The sequence below is a fragment of the Pseudomonas sp. BN505 genome (genome assembly GCF_029873175.1).
Lineage (GTDB): Bacteria > Pseudomonadota > Gammaproteobacteria > Pseudomonadales > Pseudomonadaceae > Aquipseudomonas > Aquipseudomonas putida.
Window position 1 is genome coordinate 18,430 of record NZ_SSOI01000069.1, and the last position, 21,416, is coordinate 39,845.

16 protein-coding genes are annotated in these 21,416 nt (G+C 63.5%); 10 read left to right on the forward strand and 6 right to left on the reverse strand.

Going from position 1 to position 21,416, the window contains the following annotated elements:
* Positions 1-3 precede the first annotated feature (3 nt).
* Positions 4-252, reverse strand: a complete 249-nt coding sequence (locus E8E78_RS26080; RefSeq protein WP_041167982.1) for a helix-turn-helix domain-containing protein — start codon at positions 250-252, stop codon at positions 4-6.
* Positions 253-472: 220 nt separating this feature from the next.
* On the opposite strand from E8E78_RS26080, the gene E8E78_RS26085 reads away from it, so the two are divergent.
* Complete coding sequence (locus E8E78_RS26085) at positions 473-2,545, forward strand: TonB-dependent receptor (protein ID WP_049276686.1); 2,073 nt, start codon at positions 473-475, stop codon at positions 2,543-2,545.
* Between the two features lie 121 nt (positions 2,546-2,666).
* Here E8E78_RS26085 and chrR read toward each other — a convergent pair whose 3' ends face one another.
* Positions 2,667-3,227, reverse strand: coding sequence for a class I chromate reductase ChrR (gene chrR, locus E8E78_RS26090; protein WP_016498740.1), 561 nt, complete (start codon positions 3,225-3,227; stop codon positions 2,667-2,669).
* A 157-nt stretch (positions 3,228-3,384) separates the two neighbouring features.
* Here chrR and E8E78_RS26095 point away from each other — a divergent pair, with 157 nt between their 5' ends.
* On the forward strand, positions 3,385-3,603 hold the full coding sequence (locus E8E78_RS26095; protein ID WP_016488235.1) for a hypothetical protein: 219 nt from the start codon (positions 3,385-3,387) through the stop codon (positions 3,601-3,603).
* On the opposite strand, the gene E8E78_RS26100 is transcribed toward E8E78_RS26095, so the two are convergent.
* The 4 genes from E8E78_RS26100 to E8E78_RS26115 all read right to left on the reverse strand — a co-directional run bounded on the left by E8E78_RS26100 (position 3,587) and on the right by E8E78_RS26115 (position 8,057).
* The gene (locus tag E8E78_RS26100) at positions 3,587-5,836 is read right to left on the reverse strand and encodes an Orn/Lys/Arg decarboxylase N-terminal domain-containing protein (protein ID WP_049276685.1); all 2,250 of its coding nucleotides are present in this window, start codon (positions 5,834-5,836) and stop codon (positions 3,587-3,589) included. The two genes, E8E78_RS26095 and E8E78_RS26100, sit on opposite strands and share 17 nt — an antisense overlap.
* A gap of 175 nt (positions 5,837-6,011) precedes the next feature.
* The gene (gene dnaQ, locus E8E78_RS26105) at positions 6,012-6,770 is read right to left on the reverse strand and encodes a DNA polymerase III subunit epsilon (protein WP_049276684.1); all 759 of its coding nucleotides are present in this window, start codon (positions 6,768-6,770) and stop codon (positions 6,012-6,014) included.
* 51 nt (positions 6,771-6,821) lie between these two features.
* The gene (gene rnhA / locus E8E78_RS26110; RefSeq protein WP_016498736.1) at positions 6,822-7,268 is read right to left on the reverse strand and encodes a ribonuclease HI; all 447 of its coding nucleotides are present in this window, start codon (positions 7,266-7,268) and stop codon (positions 6,822-6,824) included.
* A 15-nt stretch (positions 7,269-7,283) separates the two neighbouring features.
* Positions 7,284-8,057: a methyltransferase domain-containing protein gene (locus E8E78_RS26115; RefSeq protein WP_016498735.1), complete on the reverse strand. Its 774-nt coding sequence runs from the start codon at positions 8,055-8,057 to the stop codon at positions 7,284-7,286.
* Positions 8,058-8,142: 85 nt separating this feature from the next.
* Between E8E78_RS26115 and gloB the strand changes: the two genes are divergently transcribed.
* From gloB to E8E78_RS26155, 8 genes are all read left to right on the forward strand, one after another.
* Positions 8,143-8,922, forward strand: a complete 780-nt coding sequence (gene gloB / locus E8E78_RS26120; protein WP_049276683.1) for a hydroxyacylglutathione hydrolase — start codon at positions 8,143-8,145, stop codon at positions 8,920-8,922.
* A gap of 100 nt (positions 8,923-9,022) precedes the next feature.
* Positions 9,023-10,453 carry a lytic transglycosylase domain-containing protein gene (locus tag E8E78_RS26125; protein ID WP_049276682.1) on the forward strand — a complete coding sequence of 477 codons (1,431 nt, stop codon included), beginning with the start codon at positions 9,023-9,025 and terminating at the stop codon, positions 10,451-10,453.
* 265 nt (positions 10,454-10,718) lie between these two features.
* The gene (locus E8E78_RS26130) at positions 10,719-12,548 is read left to right on the forward strand and encodes an extracellular solute-binding protein (RefSeq protein ID WP_205350776.1); all 1,830 of its coding nucleotides are present in this window, start codon (positions 10,719-10,721) and stop codon (positions 12,546-12,548) included.
* Positions 12,545-14,380, forward strand: a complete 1,836-nt coding sequence (locus E8E78_RS26135) for an extracellular solute-binding protein (protein ID WP_049276680.1) — start codon at positions 12,545-12,547, stop codon at positions 14,378-14,380. The genes E8E78_RS26130 and E8E78_RS26135 overlap by 4 nt, the downstream gene beginning before the upstream one ends.
* Before the next feature lies 1 nt (position 14,381).
* A complete protein-coding gene (locus tag E8E78_RS26140) occupies positions 14,382-15,455 on the forward strand; it encodes a microcin C ABC transporter permease YejB (protein WP_016498730.1) in 1,074 nt (357 codons plus the stop codon).
* A 1-nt stretch (position 15,456) separates the two neighbouring features.
* On the forward strand, positions 15,457-16,476 hold the full coding sequence (locus E8E78_RS26145) for an ABC transporter permease (RefSeq protein ID WP_016488246.1): 1,020 nt from the start codon (positions 15,457-15,459) through the stop codon (positions 16,474-16,476).
* Position 16,477: 1 nt separating this feature from the next.
* Positions 16,478-18,088, forward strand: a complete 1,611-nt coding sequence (locus E8E78_RS26150; protein ID WP_049277290.1) for an ABC transporter ATP-binding protein — start codon at positions 16,478-16,480, stop codon at positions 18,086-18,088.
* 395 nt (positions 18,089-18,483) lie between these two features.
* Positions 18,484-21,414, forward strand: coding sequence for an aminotransferase (locus E8E78_RS26155; RefSeq protein ID WP_049277293.1), 2,931 nt, complete (start codon positions 18,484-18,486; stop codon positions 21,412-21,414).
* The last annotated feature ends 2 nt before the right edge of the window (positions 21,415-21,416 follow it).

The following is a 21,416-nucleotide window of genomic DNA, read 5'->3' on the forward strand; positions in this document are numbered from 1 at the left end:
CCCTCATTGCTCGGCCAGCATGCCGTAGCGAATGGCCTTGATCACTGCCGCCACCCGGGTAGGCACATCGAACTTGCGCAGGATGTTGGACACGTGGAAGTTCACCGTCGACTCCTTGCATTCAAGGATCCGGCCGATCTCCCACGAGCTCTTGCCGTAGGCACACCACAACAGCACTTGCCGTTCACGTGGCGTCAGGCGAACCGGGGCGTGCGCCGGGGGTTGCTGTGGGTGTAGTGCGTTGTCAGTCATGCTGGTACTCCACGGGTGATTGAGCGAGGCATCGCTGCCGGTCTGCAACCACCTTACGAAGCCCATGCCGCCTCGCTCCACCGGTGCGGCTTGTAAAGAACTTTCGTACAAAAGCGTCTGACGAAAGCAGTGCAAGATTTGCTGAGTTTCTTCGTGCTCCAAGCGGCATTTCGCTCGTCTCAACGCCGTTGTCCATTCGTCTTTCGCCTGGAGTCGTACAATGCGTTCCGTTTTTTCCCCATCGTCCTGCCTTGGCCTGCTGGCTGCCTTTGTTGCCGCCCAGCCCGCCCTGGCAGCATCCTCGGTCGAATTGGGCCAGGTGCTGATCACCGATGAGGAGCAGAACGACCTGACAGCTGCCAGCGAACGCCTGCGGGAGGTGCAAGGCGCCAGCAACCTGGTGGACATGCAAAGCGTGGGGCAAGGCCGAGTGGCCAGCAACCAGGACGTGCTGGCCTACCAACCCGGCGTATTCGCCCAATCGGCGGGCAACGATGGCATCAAACTGTCGATCCGCGGCTCGGGCATCAACCGCGCGCCGGGGGCCCACGGCTCCGGGGTGTACACGATGTTCGACGGCCTGCCACTGACGGGCCCGGGCGGTACACCCTACGAGTTGTTCGAGCCGCTGTGGCTGAGCCGTGCCGAAGTGCTGCGTGGCGCCAATGGTTTCGACCAGGGTGCCCTGGCGCTGGGCGGCGCGATCAACTACGTCACCCACACCGGCTACGACGCCGCGCCGCTGCAGGTGCGCTACGAGGTCGGCAGCCGCGGTTACCAGCACCGGCACATCAGCTCGGGGCAAGTGCTGGACAATCTCGACTACTACGTGGCCCTGACCGACTCGGAATATGACGGGTATCAGGCGCACAGCAGCGGCAGTGCCAAGGGCATTGCTGCCAATGTCGGCTACCGCTTCAACCCGAACCTGGAAACCCGCTTCTACCTGCGCTACCGGGAGACCGAAAACGAACTGGCCGGGCGCCTGACCAAAGACCAGATCAAGCACCACCCGCGTGCGGCCAACCCGGCTTACCTGGCCCGCGACGACAGCCGCCCGCAACCAGGCAGCACCTGGGTGGGCAACAAGACCACCTTCTACCTCGACGACGATGCGCGCCTGGAAGCCGGCCTGGTCTATCACGACTACCCCATGGACCTGCGTGAAGGTCCGATGCGCCTGAAGGTGGCCTATACCGATGTCAGCGGCACGCTGAACTATTTCCGCCGCGACACGCTGCTCGGTCACGAAAGCAAGACCACCATCGGCTGGCGCACCACCAAGCACCTGCCCAACAGTGGCGCTTCACAATTTACACGCGATGGCGATGTATTCGGCGCGCGCACCCGTGACTTCACCTACCAGGGCTCGGACACCGTGCTGCATGTCGGCAACGACCTGGAACTGGTCCCGGACCTGTGGCTAACCACGGGTCTTGCGATGATCTACACCCGCCGCGAAAGTGCCGTGACCTACCCGGCCGAAGGGGGCAAGGTGAGCATGCATGACTGGGACTACGCACCGCGCTTGGGGCTGCGCTACGACATCCGCCCGGACCTGCAGGTGTACGGCAACCTCAGCCGCTCGGTAGAACCGCCACACCCGTGGTCTCTGATCTGGAGCGCGCCCAGCACAGCCGGCAAACAGATCCAGCCGATCGAGATGCAGAACCAGACTGCCACTACCCTGGAGCTGGGCGCGCGTGGCGACTCGGCGCTTGGCCGCTGGGACCTTGCCTGGTACTACTCGCAAGTGCGCCACGAACTGCTGGCCGTGGAGGTGGTGCCTAACTTCACCTCGGAGTTCAACGCCAGCGCTACCGTGCACCAGGGCGTGGAGGCCGGCCTCGACAGCACCCTGTGGGAAAGCGCCGGCACCGGCAAGCTGAGCTTGCGCCAGGCCTATACGTTCAGCGACTTCCACTACCGTGATGACGACAAGTTTGGCGACAACCGCCTGCCCGGCATCCCCATGCACTACTACCAGGCCGAACTGCGCTATGACTGGCCGAGTGGCTTCTATGCCGGGGTCAACACACAAATGGCGTCGAAGGTGCAGGTGGACTATGCCAACAGCTACCACGCCGATGAATATGCCTTGCTCGGCGCGCGCCTGGGCTGGAATTCACCCAAACACGACTGGCAGACCTGGCTGGACCTGCGCAACCTGACCAACAAGCGCTATGCGGCCACGGTGACACCCACCTACAACGATGCCGGCAAGGACAACGCCCGCTCTACGCCGGGCGAAGGGTTTGGCGTTTATGCCGGCGTTTCCTACAGCTTCCGCTAGAACATGCAGCGCACTGTTTCTGCAGGAGCAGCCTTGTGCTGCGAAAGGGCCGGTACGGATCACGCATCAGTATGCGTCTGTGCCGGCCTCTTCGCAGCGCACTGCTTCTGCAAAGACCGCGTCAAACCGCCCTGTTCAGCTTCACCCACGAAGCAAACTTGTCGACAAACGCCTGCAAGAACGGCCGGGTCTTGTCGTTGAGCTTGCCCGAATCGTCGAACAGGCTTGCGGCACCGCCAATGTAGGCTTCGGGCATCTGCATGCACGGCATGTCCAAAAACACCAGCGACTGGCGCACGGCATGGTTGGCGCCAAAGCCGCCAATGGCCCCGGGCGATACACTCACCACCGCCGTCGGCTTGCCACTCCAGGCACTTTGCCCGTACGGCCGCGAGCCCACATCGATGGCATTTTTCAGGCAGCCCGGCACTGATCGGTTGTATTCTGGCGTGACGAACAACACCGCATCACTGCGACGGATCTCCTCGCGAAACCGCTTCCACGCCTCCGGCGGCGCTTCGGCCTCGACGTCCTCGTTGTACAACGGCAAATCGCCAATCTCGACGATCTTCAGGGCAAGGCTGGACGGCGCCAGCTCCGAAAGTGCGCGGGCGACCTTGCGGTTGTACGACTCCTTGCGCAAGCTACCCACGACAACCGCTACCGAATACACCTGGCTCATGGCAATTTCCAACCTTTGCTGGGTAAAGGGACGTTGTAGTTATAGATGACCGTTCCTCGGCGCTTTGGTTTTTTTTCCGCAGGGTGAAAACTTCCGAGGCTGTTCCACGGTCTATGCCTTCAGACATTTTCTACGTAATTCAGAGGTTTCCACCCAAATGGCAGCAGTAATGGTCGGCCAATTCCACGCCCGTGACGCCGAAGGCCGTATCTACCCCGTGCACGAGTTCCAGGAATCAACCCTGCAACTTGACGGCAGCACGCTGGGCGCCCCCATCACCACCTACCGCCTGGCCATCGGCGACAAGGTCAACCACCTCGGTGAAAACCGTTTCGAACTGGCGCGCAGCGGCGTCGAGATCATTCGCATTCCGTGATGCAGTCCACGGTGTAACGGCCGCTCTCGTTCTGCAGGCCATGCACATCGGCGACAAAACCGGGGAAGCCCTGGTTGAATGCCCGGGCAAAGGCCAGGTAATCGAGTATCGAGCGGGTCGCCTCGGTGAACCGCTCGCCCGGCATGATCAATGGAATACCAGGCGGATACGGCACCAGCATCACCGCTGCCACACGCCCCAGCAGCGCCTCGATCGGCACCGCCTCCACCTCGCCACGCACCATCTGGTCATAGGCCCGGGCCGGGCTCACAGCCACCTCCGGCAAGCGCGTGAACAGCCGCTTCAGTTGCTTGGCCGTGGCATTGGCGCGGTAGCAGTCATGCAATTGCTCACACAGGTCGCGCAGCCCCATCCTCTGGTAGCGTGAAGCATCGGCTGCCACCACACTCGGCAGGCAACTGCTCAGGGCTGTATTGCCATCATAGTGGCGCTTGAACTCCAGCAACTCCGTAAGCAAAGTGCTCCACTTGCCTTTGGTAATGCCCATGGAGAACAGCACCAGGAAGCTGTACAGGCCGGTTTTCTCCACCACCAGCCCCCGCTCCCAGAGAAACTTGCTGACCACCGCCGCCGGGATGCCATGCTCGCCCAGCACACCCCCCGCGCTCAGGCCCGGCATCACCAAGGTCACCTTGAGCGGGTCGAGCAGCACATAGTCGTCCCCCACCTCGCCAAAGCCATGCCACTCCGCCCCCGGTTGCAGCAACCAGTCTTGCGCGGCCAGGCGCTGGGTACCTTCGGTGCGCGGCGGCTGCCAGATACTGAACCACCAGTCCTCCGCAGCAATGTGCTCGCGCAGGTTGGCCAGGGCACGACGAAAACTCAGCGCCTCGTCGAACATCTCTTGCAGCAGCGAATGCCCGGCCGGCCCTTCCATCATGGTCGAGGCCACGTCCAGCGAGGCGAGAATGCTGTACTGCGGCGAGGTCGAGATATGCATCATGAACGCTTCGTTGAAGCGGTCACGGTCCAGCTGACGCCTGGCCCCGTCCTGCACATGGATCATCGAGGCCTGGCTGAAGGCGGCCAGCAGTTTGTGGGTGGAATGGGTACTGAACACCAGCGGGCTGTCTGCCGTGCAGGCAGTGCCCATGGCATAGCGCCCGGTGAAGAAGTCATGAAACGCCGCATAGGCGAACCAGGCCTCGTCGAAATGCAGCACCTCGACACTGGCACCCAGGCTCTGCTTGATCATCCCGGCGTGGTAGCACAGGCCGTCATAAGTGGAGTTGGTCACTACCGCCAGCTTGATGCGCTGCCCACGATCGCGGGCAAGGGGGTTGGCCAGTATCTTCGCCGCGATTGCCTCGGGGCTGAATTCGCTGAGGGGGATCGGGCCGATGATGCCCAGTTCGTTGCGCTCCGGGCACAGGTACAGCGGAATGGCGCCGGTCATGATGATCGCGTGTACTACCGACTTGTGGCAGTTGCGGTCCACCAGCACCAGGTCGTCGCGACCGACCATGGCGTGCCAGACGATCTTGTTGGCGGTGGAAGTACCGTTGATGACGAAGAAGGTGTGGTCAGCGCCGAAGTTGCGCGCCGCCCTGGCTTCGGCTTCTGCCAGCGGCCCGGTGTGGTCGAGCAACGAGCCGAGTTCCGGCACGGAAACAGACAGGTCCGACCGCAGGGTATTTTCCCCGAAGAACTGGTGAAAAGCCTGGCCCACCGGGCTTTTATGGTAGGCCACGCCGCCGCCATGGCCCGGGGTGTGCCAGGAATAGTTGGATTGCGCAGTGTGCTGCACCAGGGCCTTGAAGAACGGCGGCAGCAGGCCGTCGAGGTAGGAGTGTGCGGCGCGCGCCACCTGGCGGGCGAGAAACGGCACGGTATCCTCGAACAGGTAGAGGATTCCTCGAAGCTGGTTAAGCTCGCTCATGGCCTCGGCCGGGGCGTTTTCCAGGGTTACCTGTTCACCCAGGGCGAAAATCGGCAGGCTGGGTGCGCGCAGGCGGGCCAGGCGGATCAGCTCGGCCATGTTCTGCAGCAGGTGGGTGTTCTCGCCAACGCCTTCGGCAGCGATCAGCATGCAGGCCAGGCCGTGGTGGGTGGCGGCAACCAGGCGGGCTTCGGCATGGTCGGCGGCGGCGAGAATGGCGAAGCCATCCTGGCGCAGCTCCTCGGCGATGCCCCGCACGCGCTCGCCGGCAACGCTGTCCGCCTTGATGGCGCGGTGGACGATGAGGATCGGGAACTTGAGGTCCTTGTACATCAGGTGGCTACCTCCTCAGGACATTGCGTCCATTTCAGGGTAGTTGAACCTGTGTTCTCAGGGCCGGCGTCTTCGCGGGCACGCCCGCTCCCACAGGGAACCCCACTGCACTCAAGCCTTGCGCAGTACCTGTGGGAGCGGGCGTGCCCGCGAAGAGGCCGGTACAGGCTAAAAATCAGCCAGCCGCTGCCTCGGTAAGGGCCTGCCACATGGAGGGCCCGCCCGCCGACTTGGCGATAGCGGCCAGCCGCTCGGCATGCGCCTCCAGTTCTTCGGCATTGGCCATGATCACCCGCCCCGGCGTACGCCCGACAATCCGGCGGATCTCGCTGCCGCCAGCGCCCTGCCCATCACCCTCGGCGTCTGCGCCATGGCCCGCCAGTGACAGGCTGGTCTGGCCACCGGTCATCGCCAGGTAGACGTCAGCCAGCAGTTCCGAGTCGAGCAATGCGCCGTGCAGCTCACGGCCAGAGTTGTCGATGTCGTAGCGTTTGCACAGCGCATCCAGGCTGTTGCGCTGCCCTGGGTGGCGCGAGCGCGCCAGCAACAGGGTGTCGAGAATGGTGCAATGCTGCGAAATGTCAGCGCGATGCTGCTGGCCCAACAAGGCGAATTCGTTGTTGATGAAGCCAACGTCAAACGCCGCGTTATGGATGACCAGCGTGGCGCCCTGGATGAATTCGAAGAATTCCTCGGCTACATCACCAAACCGTGGCTTGCCGACCAGGAAGGTGTCGGTGATGCCGTGGACGTTGATAGCGCCCTCGTCACTCTCGCGGTCCGGCTGCAGGTAGACGTGGAAGTGCCGCCCGGTCAGGCGCCGACCGAGCACCTCGACACAGCCGATCTCGATGATCCGGTGGCCTTCGCTGACCGGCATACCCGTGGTTTCGGTATCGAGAATGACGAACCGTTTATCTTGCTGCTGCTCCACGCGGGGCGCTCCAACTTGCATCAGTTACAAAGGCCGCGATTGTACCCCAGCTCAACGCTGGGCGCGCACCTCATCGACCCCACGGTTGGCCAGCTGGTCGGCGCGTTCGTTGCCAGGGTGGCCGATATGACCGCGTACCCACTTCCAGCTCACCTTGTGGCGGTTGACCTGCTCATCGAGCTGCTGCCACAGGTCGGCGTTCTTCACCGGCTCCTTCGCTGCGGTCTTCCAGCCGCGCTTCTTCCAGTTGACCATCCATTCGTTGATGCCCTTCATCACGTACTGCGAGTCGGTGGTCAGCACCACCTCGCATTCGCGCTTCAGCGACATCAGGCCCTGGATCGCCGCCATCAGCTCCATGCGGTTGTTGGTGGTTTCACGCTCGCCGCCCCACAGTTCCTTCTCGACGCCCTTGTAGATCATCAAGACCCCCCAGCCACCTGGGCCAGGATTGCCTTTGCAGGCACCATCGGTAAACATTTCGACGCTATCGCTCATGTACCACTCTTGTATTCAGTGCTTGTCAGTTTCAGGATTGACCGCCGTGCGGTTCACCTTGGCCAGCGGCAGCGGCAGCAACTTGCCCATCGGCTCGCGGCGTTCCGGGCGCAACGGCCGCAGGCCCACCACCATCTTGCGCGCCACCAGCAGGTACACCCCGCCACCGGAGCTCTGCCAGCCGCCGGCCATCCGCTCCCAACCTGCCAGGCGCTGCTGCCAGGCCGGTGAAGCAAGCGGCGGACGATAGCACCCGAAGCGGCGTTTCTCCAGCGCGAAGCCCAGCAGGTTGAGCCAGTCGCCTACCCGCGACGGCGAGATGCAGCGCGCCTTGCGCAAGGCACCATGGCTGAAGAAATGGCGCATGCCCCAACTGCTCCACGGGTTGATCCCGACGATCAGCAGGTGCCCGCCCGGGCGCACGGCGCTGGCGGCCTCGCGCAGCAAGCCGTGGGGCGACAGGCTGAAATCCAGGCCATGCTGCAGCACCACCACATCGGCGGCGTGCTCGCTCAGCGGCCAGGCCTGCTCTTCACAGGCAATTTCCACGCCCGGCAGCGGCGCCCCAAGGCGCACGTTGCGTTGCACCTGGGGGGCACTGGGCGGCGGCTCCGCACAGGGGCCGTAGTGCACAAGGTAGCCCCCGAAGAAGCGGCCGAGCTCTTCTTCCAGCAGCTTTTCCTCTTCCTTGAGCATCAGTTGGCCGATCGGGCCATTGAACCACTCACGGGCCAGGCTGATCAGCTTGACCCAGTCCGGGTCAGCCTGGGCAAAAGCTTGGTCGGTCATTGCGCTCTCCCTCGAAGGTTCTCCCACCGCGCCATCGCGGCTAAGATGCCTTCATGTGCCACGCTAGGCGAATCGGATCCGCACCATGATACAGATCGATGCTCTCCCCGCTTTCTCCGACAACTACATCTGGTTGTTACAGGATACTGCCAAACGCCGCTGCGCGGTGGTCGACCCGGGTGACGCCGGCCCGGTGGAACGCTGGCTGTCGGCCAACCCCGAGTGGGTACTCAGCGACATCCTGATCACCCACCACCACAACGACCATGTCGGCGGCGTGGAACGGCTCAGGCAACTGACCAACGCACGGGTGTGCGGCCCTGCCAACGAGCGGATTCCCTGCCGCGACGTGGCCCTGGACGAAGGCGACCAGGTGACGGTGCTGGGCGTGACGTTTCAGGTACTGGCGGTGCCTGGCCACACCCTCGGGCACATCGCATTTTTCACTGAGCAACTGGCAACGCCAGTTCTGTTCAGTGGCGACACCCTGTTCGCCGCCGGCTGCGGGCGCATGTTCGAGGGTACACCCGAACAGATGCAACCGGCCCTCGCCCGCCTGGCGGCACTGCCGGCCCACACCGAAGTGTACTGCGCCCACGAATACACCCTCAGCAACCTGCGCTTTGCCAAGGCGGTGGAACCCACCAACCAGCACGTTCTAAAGCGGTTCGAGGACGTTACCCGTTTACGCGCCGACAATCGCATCACCTTGCCATCAACGATTGGCCTGGAACGCCTGACCAACCCCTTCCTGCGTACCTCTGAAACATTAGTTAAACAAAAAGCAGACGAATGGAAGGGACATCCAAACGACTCGCAGGTCACTGTTTTTGCTGCCTTGAGGTCTTGGAAGGACACCTTCTGATAACCTCAAGATATATCGCAATCGATGGTCAAAGGTTGACCAGGCCCGGAGCGGTTTCTAGAATCGCCGAAATTTTTCGCCCGGATACCTGTCTCAGCCGATGTCTTCCCGTAGCCGCAGAACCTCTCATTCCGTCGCCCTGACGCGCCTGGCCCAAATCAGTGCGCTGGCCCTGGCCGCCACCCTGGTGGGCTGCCAGAGCACCCGTCAGCTTGACGAATCCGAAAGCGTTCGCGCGCACAACTATCAGGCGCGGATCAAGCACAAGCCTGCACCGCTGCTGGTCAAGCCGGCCGAGCAGGCGCCGCAGGATGTCTGGGAGCGCATGCGCCAGGGCTTTGCCCTGCAGGACAGCATCGACGTCAATCCGCGCATCGAGCAGCAGCGCCTGTGGTTCGCCAGCAACCCCACCTTCATCGAAAGTGCCGGCGAGCGCGGCAGCCTCTACCTGCACTACATCGTCGAGCGTCTTGAAGAGCGCGACATGCCGCTGGAGCTGGCCCTGCTGCCCGCCATCGAAAGTGCCTACAACCCGATGGCCTATTCACGCGCCAGTGCTGCCGGCATGTGGCAGTTCATGCCAGCGACAGGCCGCCACTTCAACCTGCGCCAGACCAATTTCTACGATGGCCGCCGCGATATCACCGCGTCGACCAACGCCGCACTGGACTACCTGACCCGCCTGCACGACATGTTCAACGGTGACTGGCTGCTCGCCCTGGCCGCCTACAACGCCGGCGAGGGCACGGTGAGCCGCGCCATTGAGCGCAACGAACGGCTCGGCCTGCCAACCGACTACTGGAACCTGCCGCTGCCTCAGGAAACCCGCGACTATGTGCCCAAGCTGCTGGCCCTGTCGCAGGTGGTGCTCACGCCTGAAGCCTATGGCGTGAACCTGAACCCGATTGCCAACGAGCCCTACTTCGAAGCGGTCGCCATCAATGATCGCCTGGACCTGTCGCGGGTGGCGGCCTTTGCCAACATCGACGAGGACGAGCTGATCCAGCTCAACCCGGCCTTCAAGAAGCGCATGACCGTGGACGGCCCGCAACAACTGCTGGTGCCGACGGCCAAGGCGCAGTTGCTGAGCGACAGCCTGTCCAACCTCAAGCCCGAGCAACTGGTCAGCCTGCAACCGAACAAGGCCGTGTTCGCCCGCGCCGTGGCCGAAGCCAAGGCACCGGTGGCGGCGCGCAGCTACCGGGTCAAACGCGGCGACAACCTGGGCGCGATCGCCAAGGCCAATCGCGTCTCGGTCAGTGACATCAAGCGCTGGAACCGTTTGTCCGGCAACAGCCTGCGGGCCGGCCAGGTGCTGGCCCTGCGCGGTGGCAAAGGGCCAAGCGCCGCCGGTAACCGGGTAGCGGCATCCGGCAAGCGCTCCACCCAGTACAAGGTGCGCAAGGGCGACTCGCTGTACCTGGTGGCCAAACGCTTCAACGTGGAAATGCAGCACCTCAAGCGCTGGAACCCACGCAGCGGCCACGCCCTCAAGCCAGGTCAGACCCTGACCGTCTACCTCTCGCATTGATCTAGTACGCGGAGCTATGGGAGCGGCCTTGCGTCGCGAAAGGGCTGCGAAGCAGCCCCGGCGATACGCGCTGCGAAGCTGAAATTCTGGGGCCGCTCCGCGCCCCTTTCGCGACACAAGGCCGCTCCCACAGGTACAGTGTCTCCCCCAACAGCATGCACCGGACCGCGCCGCCACTTCCTCCTTCAAAACCTCTCTTTTTCCAACCCCACCAAGCTGTTACTGTACCCGATCAAAGCCCAACGCCTCTGGATCGGATGCCGACTTGATACGTCCCCTCCTGCTGTCAATCAGCCTGGCCTTGAGCTTCCCCGTAGCCGCGATGGTGAGCGAAAGCCACGGATACGCGCAGTTCGGCACGCTCAAGTACCCAGCCACATTCACCCATTTCGACTGGGTCAACCCGCAAGCGCCCAAGGGCGGTACCTTGCGCGCCATGGCTTTTGGCACCTTCGATACCCTCAACCCCTACACCTTCAAGGGGTCGAGCCCGATCACCACGCCCAATTTCCAGCAGTACGGCATCAGCGAGCTGAACGAGCCGCTGATGGTCGGCACCGGTCAGTACGACCCGTCGGGTGACGAGCCGACCTCCAGCTACGGCCTGATCGCCCGTTCGGTCGAATACAGCGAGGACCGCAGCTGGGTGGTGTTCAACCTGCGCCCGGAAGCCCGCTGGCACGACGGCCAGCCGATCACCTCGGCAGACGTGGCCTTTTCCTACCGCACGCTGCTCAAGGACGGCCACCCGATCTACCGCACCAACCTGCAGGAAGTGCAACGGGTAGACATCCTCGGCCCGCTGCGCATCCGTTTCGTGTTCAAGCGCGCGGGCAACCCCCTGCTGATACTGCGCCTGGGCGAGATGCCGGTGCTGCCCAAGCACTATTGGCAAAAGCGCGACTTCAAGGCCACTACCTTCGAGCCACCCCTGGGCAGCGGCCCCTACCGCATCACCGAAGTACAACCCGGGCGCCGGCTGGTGTTCGAACGGGTGAAGAACTACTGGGGCAAGGACCTGGCGGTCAACCGTGGCAAGTACAACTTCAAGCGCGTGGAATACGAGTTCTACCGCGACGCCACGGTGGCCTTCGAAGCGTTCAAGGCTGGCGAATTCGACATCTACATCGAGCACCAGGCGAAGAACTGGGCCAACGGCTACAACTTCCCGGCCGTGCGCCGTGGCGAAGTGATCAAGGCGCAGATCCCCCACCAGATCCCTACGCAAACCCAGGGCCTGTTCATGAACAGCCGTCGGGCCACCTTAAGCGACCCGCGGGTACGCCAGGCGTTGGGGCTGATGCTCGACTTCGAGTGGACCAACCGCGCCCTGTTCAGCAGCGCCTACCGCCGCTCGACCAGTTACTACCCCAACAGCGAGTTCGCTGCCAGTGGCCTGCCCACCGGCAAGGAGTGGCTGTTGCTGGCGCCGTTCCGTGACCAGTTACCGGCCAAACTGTACAGCGAACCGTACAAGGTCAGCCACACCGATGGCCGCGGCATCAGCCGCCAGACCCTGCGCCAGGCCTTGGGCCTGCTTGCCGAGGCTGGCTGGAAGCTGAACGGCCAGCGCCTGGTCGACAGCAAGGGCCAGCAACTGCGCATGGAACTGCTGTTGGTAAACCCCAACCTTGAACGCATCCTGCAACCTTATGTCGAAAATCTGTCCAGCATCGGCATCGATGCACGCTTGCGCACCGTGGACCGTGCCCAGTACAAACAACGTCTGGACCAGTTCGATTTCGACATGATTCTGATGACCCTGAACCAGACCCTGAGCCCGGGCCTTGAACAGTGGCTGTACTTCCATTCCAGCCAGGCCGCCACCAAGGGCAGCAAGAACTATGCTGGGGTCAAGGACCCGGTGGTCGACCACCTGCTCGACACCCTGCTTGCCGCACGCACCCGCGACGACCAGGTCGCCGCCGCCCGCGCCCTGGACCGCGTGCTCTCATGGCAGTACTACATGATCCCCAACTGGTACCTCGACAACCATCGCCTGGCCTACCGCAACCGGTTCGCCTTCGTCACCACACCGCCCTACACCCTTGGGCTGAACAGCTGGTGGATCAAGACTTCGGAGAAAGCCCAATGACGCCAACGCACCGTCTGCGCCGGCTGGCATGCAGCCTGTTGCTCGCCTGCCTGAGCCTTCCCACCCTGGCCGCACCGCAGCACGCGCTCACTCTGTACGACGAGCCACCCAAGTACCCTGCCGATTTCAAGCACTTCGACTACGTCAACCCCGACGCCCCCAAGGGCGGCACCTTCCGCCAGTCCAGCTTCGGCGGCTTCGACAGCCTCAACCCGTTCATCAACAAAGGCGTGTCGGCCGAGAACATCGGCAGCATCTACGACACCCTGATGCGCCAGAGCCAGGACGAGCCGTTCACCGAGTACGGCCTGGTGGCCGGCAAGATCGAGAAAGCCCCGGACAACAGCTGGGTGCGCTTCTACCTGCGCCCCGAAGCCCGCTTCCACGACGGCCACCCGATGCGTGCCGAAGACGTGGTGTTCACCTTCAATGCCCTGATCAAGGACGGTGCGCCGCTGTACCGCCAGTACTACGCCGACGTCGCCGAAGTGGTCGCCGAAGACCCGCTGAGGGTGCTGTTCAGGTTCAAGCACAAGGGCAACCGCGAGCTGCCGCTGATTCTCGGCCAGTTGCCCGTACTGCCCAAGCACTGGTACGCAAACCGCGACTTCAACCGCGGCAACCTGGAAATCCCCTTGGGCAGCGGCCCGTACAAGGTTGCCGAGGTCAAGGCCGGGCGCTCGGTGCGCTACGAGCGGGTCAAGGACTACTGGGCCAAGGACCTGCCGATCAATCGCGGGTTCTATAACTTCGATGCCATGACCTTCGACTCCTACCGTGACACCACCGTTGCCCTGGAGGCGCTCAAGGCCGGGGCGTTCGACTATGCGCTGGAAGTCAGCGCGAAGAACTGGGCCACCGCCTACAACGTGCCCGCCGTGCGGGAAGGCCGCCTGATCAAGGAAGAGCTGCCCAACGGCAACCCCACCGGCATGCAGGGTTTCATCTTCAACATCCGCCGCCCGGTGTTCCAGGACGTGCGTGTGCGCCAGGCGCTGAGCCTGCTGCTGGACTATGAGTGGACCAACAAGCAGCTGTTCAACGGTGCCTACACCCGCACCGGCAGCTACTTCGACAACTCGGAAATGGCCGCTCACGGCCTGCCCAGCCCCAACGAGCTGAAAATCCTCGAGCCGCTGCGTGGCAAAGTCCCTGACCAGGTATTCTCCGAGGCCTTCAAGAACCCTGTCAGCGACGGCAGCGGGATGATCCGCGAGCAGCAGCGCCAGGCCTACAAGCTGCTGCAGGAAGCCGGCTGGAAAATCGTCGACGACAAGATGGTCGACGCCCAAGGCAAGCCGGTAAGCATCGAGTTCCTGCTGGCGCAGACCGAATTCGAACGCATTCTGCTGCCGTTCAAGCGCAACCTCGCCGACCTGGGCATCGACCTGAGCATCCGCCGGGTCGACGTTTCCCAGTACATCACCCGCCTGCGTTCACGGGACTACGACATGATCGTCGGCGGCTACCCGCAGTCCAACTCGCCGGGCAACGAGCAGCGCGAATTCTGGTCCAGTGCCGCCGCCGACAACCCCGGCAGCCGCAACTTCATCGGCCTGCGCGACCCGGTCATCGACCAGTTGGTGGAAGAGCTGATCAACGCCGACTCTCGCCAGAGCCTGATCGACCACTGCCGCGCCCTCGACCGCGTGTTGCTATGGGGCTACTACGTGATCCCCAACTGGCACATCAAGACCTGGCGCGTGGCCTACTGGAACCACATCGGCCACCCGAAAGTGTCGCCCAAGTACGACATCGGCATCGACACCTGGTGGATCAAGCCTGGGGTAACCCCGGCGGTGAACGACGCCCCTGCGGACGAGGCCAACTAACATGCTGGCGTATATCCTGCGGCGCCTGCTGCTGATCATCCCGACCCTGTTCGGTATCCTTGTCATCAACTTCATCATCGTCCAGGCCGCCCCCGGTGGCCCGGTAGAGCAGATGATCGCCAAGCTCGAAGGCTTCGAGGGCGCCACCAGCCGCATTGCCGGTGGAGGCGCCGAGGTTTCCGTGGCCGGCTCCAACTACCGCGGCGCCCAGGGCCTGGACCCGGCGCTGATCGCCGAAATCGAGCGCATGTACGGCTTCGACAAGTCGCCGCCCGAGCGCCTGTGGATCATGATCAAGAATTACGCCCAGCTGGACTTCGGCGACAGCTTCTTCCGCGATGCCAAGGTGATCGACCTGATTGTCGAGAAGATGCCGGTGTCGATCTCGCTGGGGCTGTGGAGCACGCTGATCATGTACCTGGTGTCGATCCCGCTGGGGATCGCCAAGGCGGTGCGCCACGGCAGCCACTTCGACGTGTGGACCAGCTCGGCGATCATTGTCGGCTACGCCATCCCGGCGTTCCTGTTCGCCATCCTGTTGATCGTGCTGTTCGCCGGAGGCAGCTACTTCGACTGGTTCCCGCTGCGTGGCCTCACCTCCAACAACTTCGACGAGCTGAGCACCACCGGCAAGGTGCTGGACTACTTCTGGCACCTGGTGCTGCCGATCACCGCGCTGGTCATCGGCAACTTCGCCACCATGACCCTGCTGACCAAGAACAGCTTCCTCGACGAGATCAACAAGCAATATGTGGTCACCGCCAAGGCCAAGGGCCTCAGCCGGCCACGGGTGCTGTACGGCCACGTGTTCCGCAACGCCATGCTGCTGGTGATAGCCGGCTTCCCGTCGGCGTTCATCGGCATCTTCTTCACCGGGTCCTTGCTGATCGAGGTCATCTTCAGCCTTGACGGCCTGGGCCTGATGAGTTTCGAAGCGGCTATCAACCGCGACTACCCGGTGGTCTTCGGCACCCTGTTCATCTTCACCCTGCTGGGGCTGGTGGTGAAACTGATCGGCGACCTGACCTACACCCTGGTCGATCCACGCATCGACTTCGCGAGCCGGGAGCACTGACATGGCCTTGTCCCCCCTCAACCGCCGGCGCTTCGAGCGCTTCAAGGCCAACCGCCGTGGCTGGTGGTCGCTGTGGCTGTTCCTGATCCTGTTCGGCCTGAGCCTCGGCGCGGAGCTGATCGCCAACGACAAGCCCGTTGCCGTGCGTTACGACGGCGAATGGTACTTCCCGGCGTTCAAGCGCTACCCGGAAACCACCTTCGGCGGCGAATTCCCGCTGGAGGCCAACTACAAGAGCCCGTACATCCGCGAACTGCTGGCCAAGAAAGACAGCTTTGTGCTGTGGGCGCCAATCCCGTTCAGCTACCAGAGCATCAATTACGACCTGCGCGTGCCCGCCCCGGCGCCACCCTCCACGGACAACTGGCTGGGCACCGACGACCAGGGCCGCGACGTGCTGGCGCGGGTGATCTACGGCTTCCGCATTTCGGTGCTCTTCGCCCTTACCCTGACCGTGGCCAGCTCCATCGTCGGCGTCATCGCCGGTGCCTTGCAAGGTTTCTATGGCGGCTGGGTCGACCTGGCCGGGCAGCGCTTTCTGGAAATCTGGTCGGGCCTGCCGGTGCTGTACCTGCTGATCATCCTGGCCAGCTTCGTGCAGCCCAACTTCTGGTGGCTGCTGGGTATCATGCTGCTGTTCTCGTGGATGAGCCTGGTGGACGTGGTACGCGCCGAATTCCTGCGTGGGCGTAACCTGGAATACGTGCGCGCCGCCCGTGCGTTGGGCATGCGCAACGGCGCGATCATGTACCGGCACATCCTGCCCAACGCCATGATCTCGACCATGACCTTCATGCCATTCATTCTCACCGGCGCGATCGGCACCCTCACCGCCCTGGACTTTCTCGGCTTCGGCCTGCCTGCCGGTTCGCCATCGCTGGGCGAGCTGGTGGCGCAGGGCAAGTCCAACTTGCAAGCGCCGTGGCTGGGCATCAGCGCTTTCGCCGTGCTGGCGCTGATGCTGAGCCTGCTGGTGTTCATCGGCGAATCCGCCCGCGATGCCTTCGACCCGAGGAAGTGACATGAGTGAACAGAACCTGATCGAAGTGCGGGACCTGGCCGTGGAGTTCGTGACCGGGGACCAGGTCAACCGGGTGGTGGATGGCATCAGCTTTGACATCCGCAAAGGCGAGACGCTGGCGCTGGTGGGCGAAAGTGGCTCGGGCAAATCGGTCACCGCCCACTCGATCCTGCGCCTGCTGCCCTACCCCCTGGCCCGCCACCCCAGCGGCAGCATCCGCTACGAAGGCAAGGACCTGCTGCAGCAGAACGAGAAGACCCTGCAGCGCATTCGCGGCAACCGCATTGCGATGATCTTTCAGGAGCCGATGACCTCGCTCAACCCGCTGCACTGCATCGAGAAGCAGATCAACGAAATCCTTCTGCTGCACAAGGGCCTGACCGGCAAGGAAGCGACCGCACGTACCCTGGAGCTACTGGACCTGGTCGGCATTCCCGAGCCGCACAAACGCTTGAAGGCCCTGCCCCACGAACTGTCGGGCGGGCAGCGCCAACGGGTAATGATCGCCATGGCACTGGCCAACGAGCCGGAACTGCTGATTGCAGATGAACCGACCACGGCGCTGGACGTGACCGTGCAGCTGAAGATTCTCGACCTGCTCAAGGAACTGCAGGCGCGCTTGGGCATGGCGCTGCTGCTGATCAGCCATGACCTGAACCTGGTGCGTCGCATCGCCCACCGCGTGTGCGTGATGCAGCGCGGGCAAATTGTAGAGCAAGCCGAATGCGCCACGCTGTTCAGCTCGCCACAGCACCACTACACCCGAATGCTCATAAATGCCGAGCCCAGCGGGCTGCCGGCGCACAACCCGGTAGGCGCGCCGCTACTGGAAGTGGATGACCTCAAGGTGTGGTTCCCGATCAAGAAGGGGCTGCTGCGGCGCACGGTTGACCATGTAAAGGCCGTGGACGGGGTCAACTTCAGCTTGCCGCAAGGGCAGACGCTGGGGATTGTCGGGGAATCAGGGTCGGGCAAGTCGACGCTCGGCCTGGCGATCCTGCGGCTGATTTCCAGCCAGGGCGGCATCCGCTTCCATGGGCAGAACCTGCAAGGGCTGAACCAGAAGGCCGTACGGCCGCTGCGGCGGGAAATGCAGGTGGTGTTCCAGGACCCGTTTGGCAGCCTGAGCCCGCGCATGTGCGTGGCGGACATTGTGGGTGAAGGGCTGCGCATTCACGGCATTGGCACCGCGCAGGAACAGGAAGCGGCGATTATCGCGGCCCTGGAGGAAGTAGGCCTGGACCCGCGCACGCGCCATCGCTACCCCCATGAGTTTTCCGGCGGGCAACGCCAGCGCATCGCCATTGCCCGGGCGCTGGTGCTGAAGCCCGCACTGATCCTGCTAGACGAACCCACCTCCGCGCTGGACCGCACCGTACAGCGGCAAGTGGTGGAATTGCTGCGTAACCTGCAGCAAAAGTACAACCTGACGTACCTGTTCATCAGCCATGACCTGGCGGTGGTCAAGGCGCTGAGTCACCAGTTGATGGTGATCAAGCATGGGCAGGTGGTGGAGCAAGGGGATGCGCAGGCGATCTTCCATGCGCCGCAGCATCCGTATACACGGCAGTTGCTGGAGGCGGCGTTTTTAGAGGTGAATGCCGTTGGTTAGCTTTGGGGGGCTGCTGCTTCGGCCAAAATCCCCGGCTTCGATCCTGGTGATGACCTCAATGCATGAGCTGGAGGCGCTGCGGGTTTTGCTTGAGTCGACATTGATCAAGGTACAGATGCCCGCTGAGCCCAGAACTTCGCCCTAAGGCTGATCAACGTGCTGCAAAGGCCGGCCCCTTCGCGGGCATGCCCGCTCCCACAGGATCATCCCAGGTTTCGAGACTTGCACAGTACCTGTGGGAGCGGCCTTGTGTCGCGATAGGGCCGCAAAGCGGCCCCATTGATTTTCTATAACTCAGCCTAGTTATCAATTTTTCTGACAACAATCGTCTTCCATCATCAATCGATTCGGGCATAAATTCTTCACCGTCAACCCCAAGTACCAACGGTAGAGCCATGTCCAGCCCACAACACCCGCCCGCTTCCCCTGCCCTGGCCACGCTGATACAGCGCTCCGGCCGGCCCAGCCCAACGCTGAGCGAAACCCAGGCCCACGCCGTGCTTCAGGCCCACTACGGCGTTGCCGGCAACCTTTCGGTACTGGGCAGCCAGCAAGACCTGAACTTTCGCGTGACCACGCCCCAGGGTGGCTATGTGCTGAAGGCCTGCCACGGCAGCTATGCCCAGCTGGAACTTGAAGCGCAGCACGCCGCCTTGGCCTTCCTGCGCGAGCAGGGTTTGCCGGTACCCGCCGTACGCTTTGCCCACAACGGCATGGGGTTGCTGGAACTGGACATCGACGAACAACCACTGCGCCTGCGGCTGCTCGATTACATCGAAGGCCAGCCGCTGACCCGTCTCAAGCACATGGAGCCACACCTGATGGCTGAGCTGGGCGGGCTCTGTGCGAAGCTGGACAAGGCCCTGGCCGGCTTCGACCACCCAGGCCTTGCGCGCACCCTGCAATGGGACCCGCAGCATGCCCAGGCGTTGATCGATCATCTGCTGCCGGTACTGCAGCACAGCGGGCAGCGCGCCCGCATCGAACACGCCACCCGCCAGGCCCGAGAGCGCCTGATGCCGCTGGTTGATCACTTGCCAAGCCAGGCCGTGCACCTGGACATCACCGACGACAACACCGTGTGGGCCCGTGATGCCCAGCGCCAGTGGCAACTGCAAGGCGTGATCGATTTCGGCGACCTGCTGCGCACCTGGCGCATCGCCGACCTGTCGGTAACCTGCGCTGCGCTGTTGCACCACGCCGAGGGCGACCCACTGCGCATCCTGCCAGCCGTGCGGGCCTACCAGGCGCTCAACCCGTTGACCGAGGCCGAACTGCGCGCGCTGTGGCCATTGGTGCTGAACCGCGCTGCCGTACTGGTGCTGAGCAGTGAAAAGCAGCTCGCCGTCGACCCGGGCAACCAGTACACCCGCGACAACATTGCCCACGAATGGGAAATTTTCGACACTGCCACCGCCGTGCCCATCGCCCTGATGGAGGCGGCCATCCTGCAGGCTGCGGGCCTGCAACCCAAGGCGCCGGACTTCAACGGTTGCGCACCCCTGCTCCCCGAGCTGGCCGGGCAGGCCGTAACACGGGTGGACCTGGGGGTACTCAGCACACACTGCGAGGCCGGCAACTGGGAGCAGCCCGGTTTCGACCAGCGTCTGCTGGCTTCGCAGGCCGCTCCGGCCTGCAGCCTGCACGGGCAATATCGCCTGTCGCAAACCCACATCGACCGCCCCGAAGAGCCCGCCACCTGCGCCCTCGGCGTTGAGCTGCACCTGCCCAACGGTACCCTGGTGCAAGCGCCAGCACCCGGCACCTGGCAGCGACACGGCGACGGCCGTGGCTGCCTGCGCACCGCGCATTGGGCTTTGTGGCTGCAGGGCCTGGAAAACGTACCGGCAGACGGCCAGGCCGTGGAAAAAGGCCAGCCCCTGGGCAACAGCTGTGGTTTCCTCAGCATACAGCTGTGCCTGGACAACGGCATCCAGCCGCCATTCTTCGCCACCCTGTCACACGCTGACGCCTGGCTGGCCCTGTGCCCGTCGCCAGCCGCGCTGCTGGGCTTCGATTGCGATGCCGAGCCGCTACCCGATCCGCAAGCCCTGCTGGCCCGCCGCGACGCCAGCTTCGCCCGTTCGCAGAAGCACTACTACGCGCAGCCGCCACACATCGAACGCGGCTGGCGCAACTACCTGATCGACATGCGGGGCCGTTCATACCTGGACATGCTCAACAACGTCGCGGTGCTAGGGCATGGCCACCCGCGCATGGTCGCCGAGTCGGCGCGGCAGTGGTCGCTGCTGAACACCAACTCGCGCTTCCACTACGCCGCCATCACCGAGTTCTCCGAGCGCCTGCTGGCGCTGGCACCCGAAGGTTTCGACCGGGTGTTCATGGTCAACAGCGGCACCGAAGCCAACGACCTGGCGATTCGCCTGGCCTGGGCCTACAGCGGCGGGCGTGACCTGCTCAGCGTGCTGGAGGCCTACCACGGCTGGTCAGTGGCCACCGATGCCATCTCCACGTCCATCGCCGACAACCCGCAAGCCCTGGAAACCCGCCCGGACTGGGTGCACCCGGTCGAGGCACCGAACACCTTCCGGGGGCGTTTCCGCGGTGCCGACAGCGCCGCGGACTACCTGCAGGACGTCGACGCCAAACTGGCTGACCTGGATGCCCGTGACCGCCAGCTGGCGGGCATCATCTGCGAGCCGGTGTACGGTAATGCTGGCGGCATCTCGTTGCCAGCCGGCTACCTGAGCGATGCCTATGCCAAGGTCCGCGCCCGTGGCGGGGTATGCATCGCCGACGAAGTGCAGGTGGGTTATGGCCGCCTGGGCGAATACTTCTGGGGTTTCGAGGAGCAGGGCGTGGTGCCCGACATCATCACCATGGCCAAGGGCATGGGCAACGGCCAGCCGCTGGGCGTGGTCATCACCCGCCGCGAAATCGCCGAGGCGCTGGAGGCCGAGGGTTACTTCTTCTCCTCGGCCGGTGGCAGCCCGGTCAGCTGCCGCATCGGTATGGCGGTGCTGGACGTGATGCAGGAAGAAGGCCTGTGGGACAACGCCCGCGACACCGGGCGCTACTTCAAGGCCCGCCTGCAGGCGCTGGTCGACAAGCACCCACTGGCCGGGGCGGCACATGGCTCGGGCTTCTACCTGGGGCTGGAGCTGGTTCGCGACCGCGCAACCCTGGAGCCGGCCACCGAAGAGACCATGACGCTGTGCAATCGCCTGCGTGACCTGGGCATCTTCATGCAGCCGACCGGGGACTACCTGAATATCCTCAAGATCAAGCCACCGATGTGCACCACCCGGGCGAGCGTGGACTACTTTGTCGACTGCATTGACCGAGTGCTGGGCGAAGGGCTGTAAGT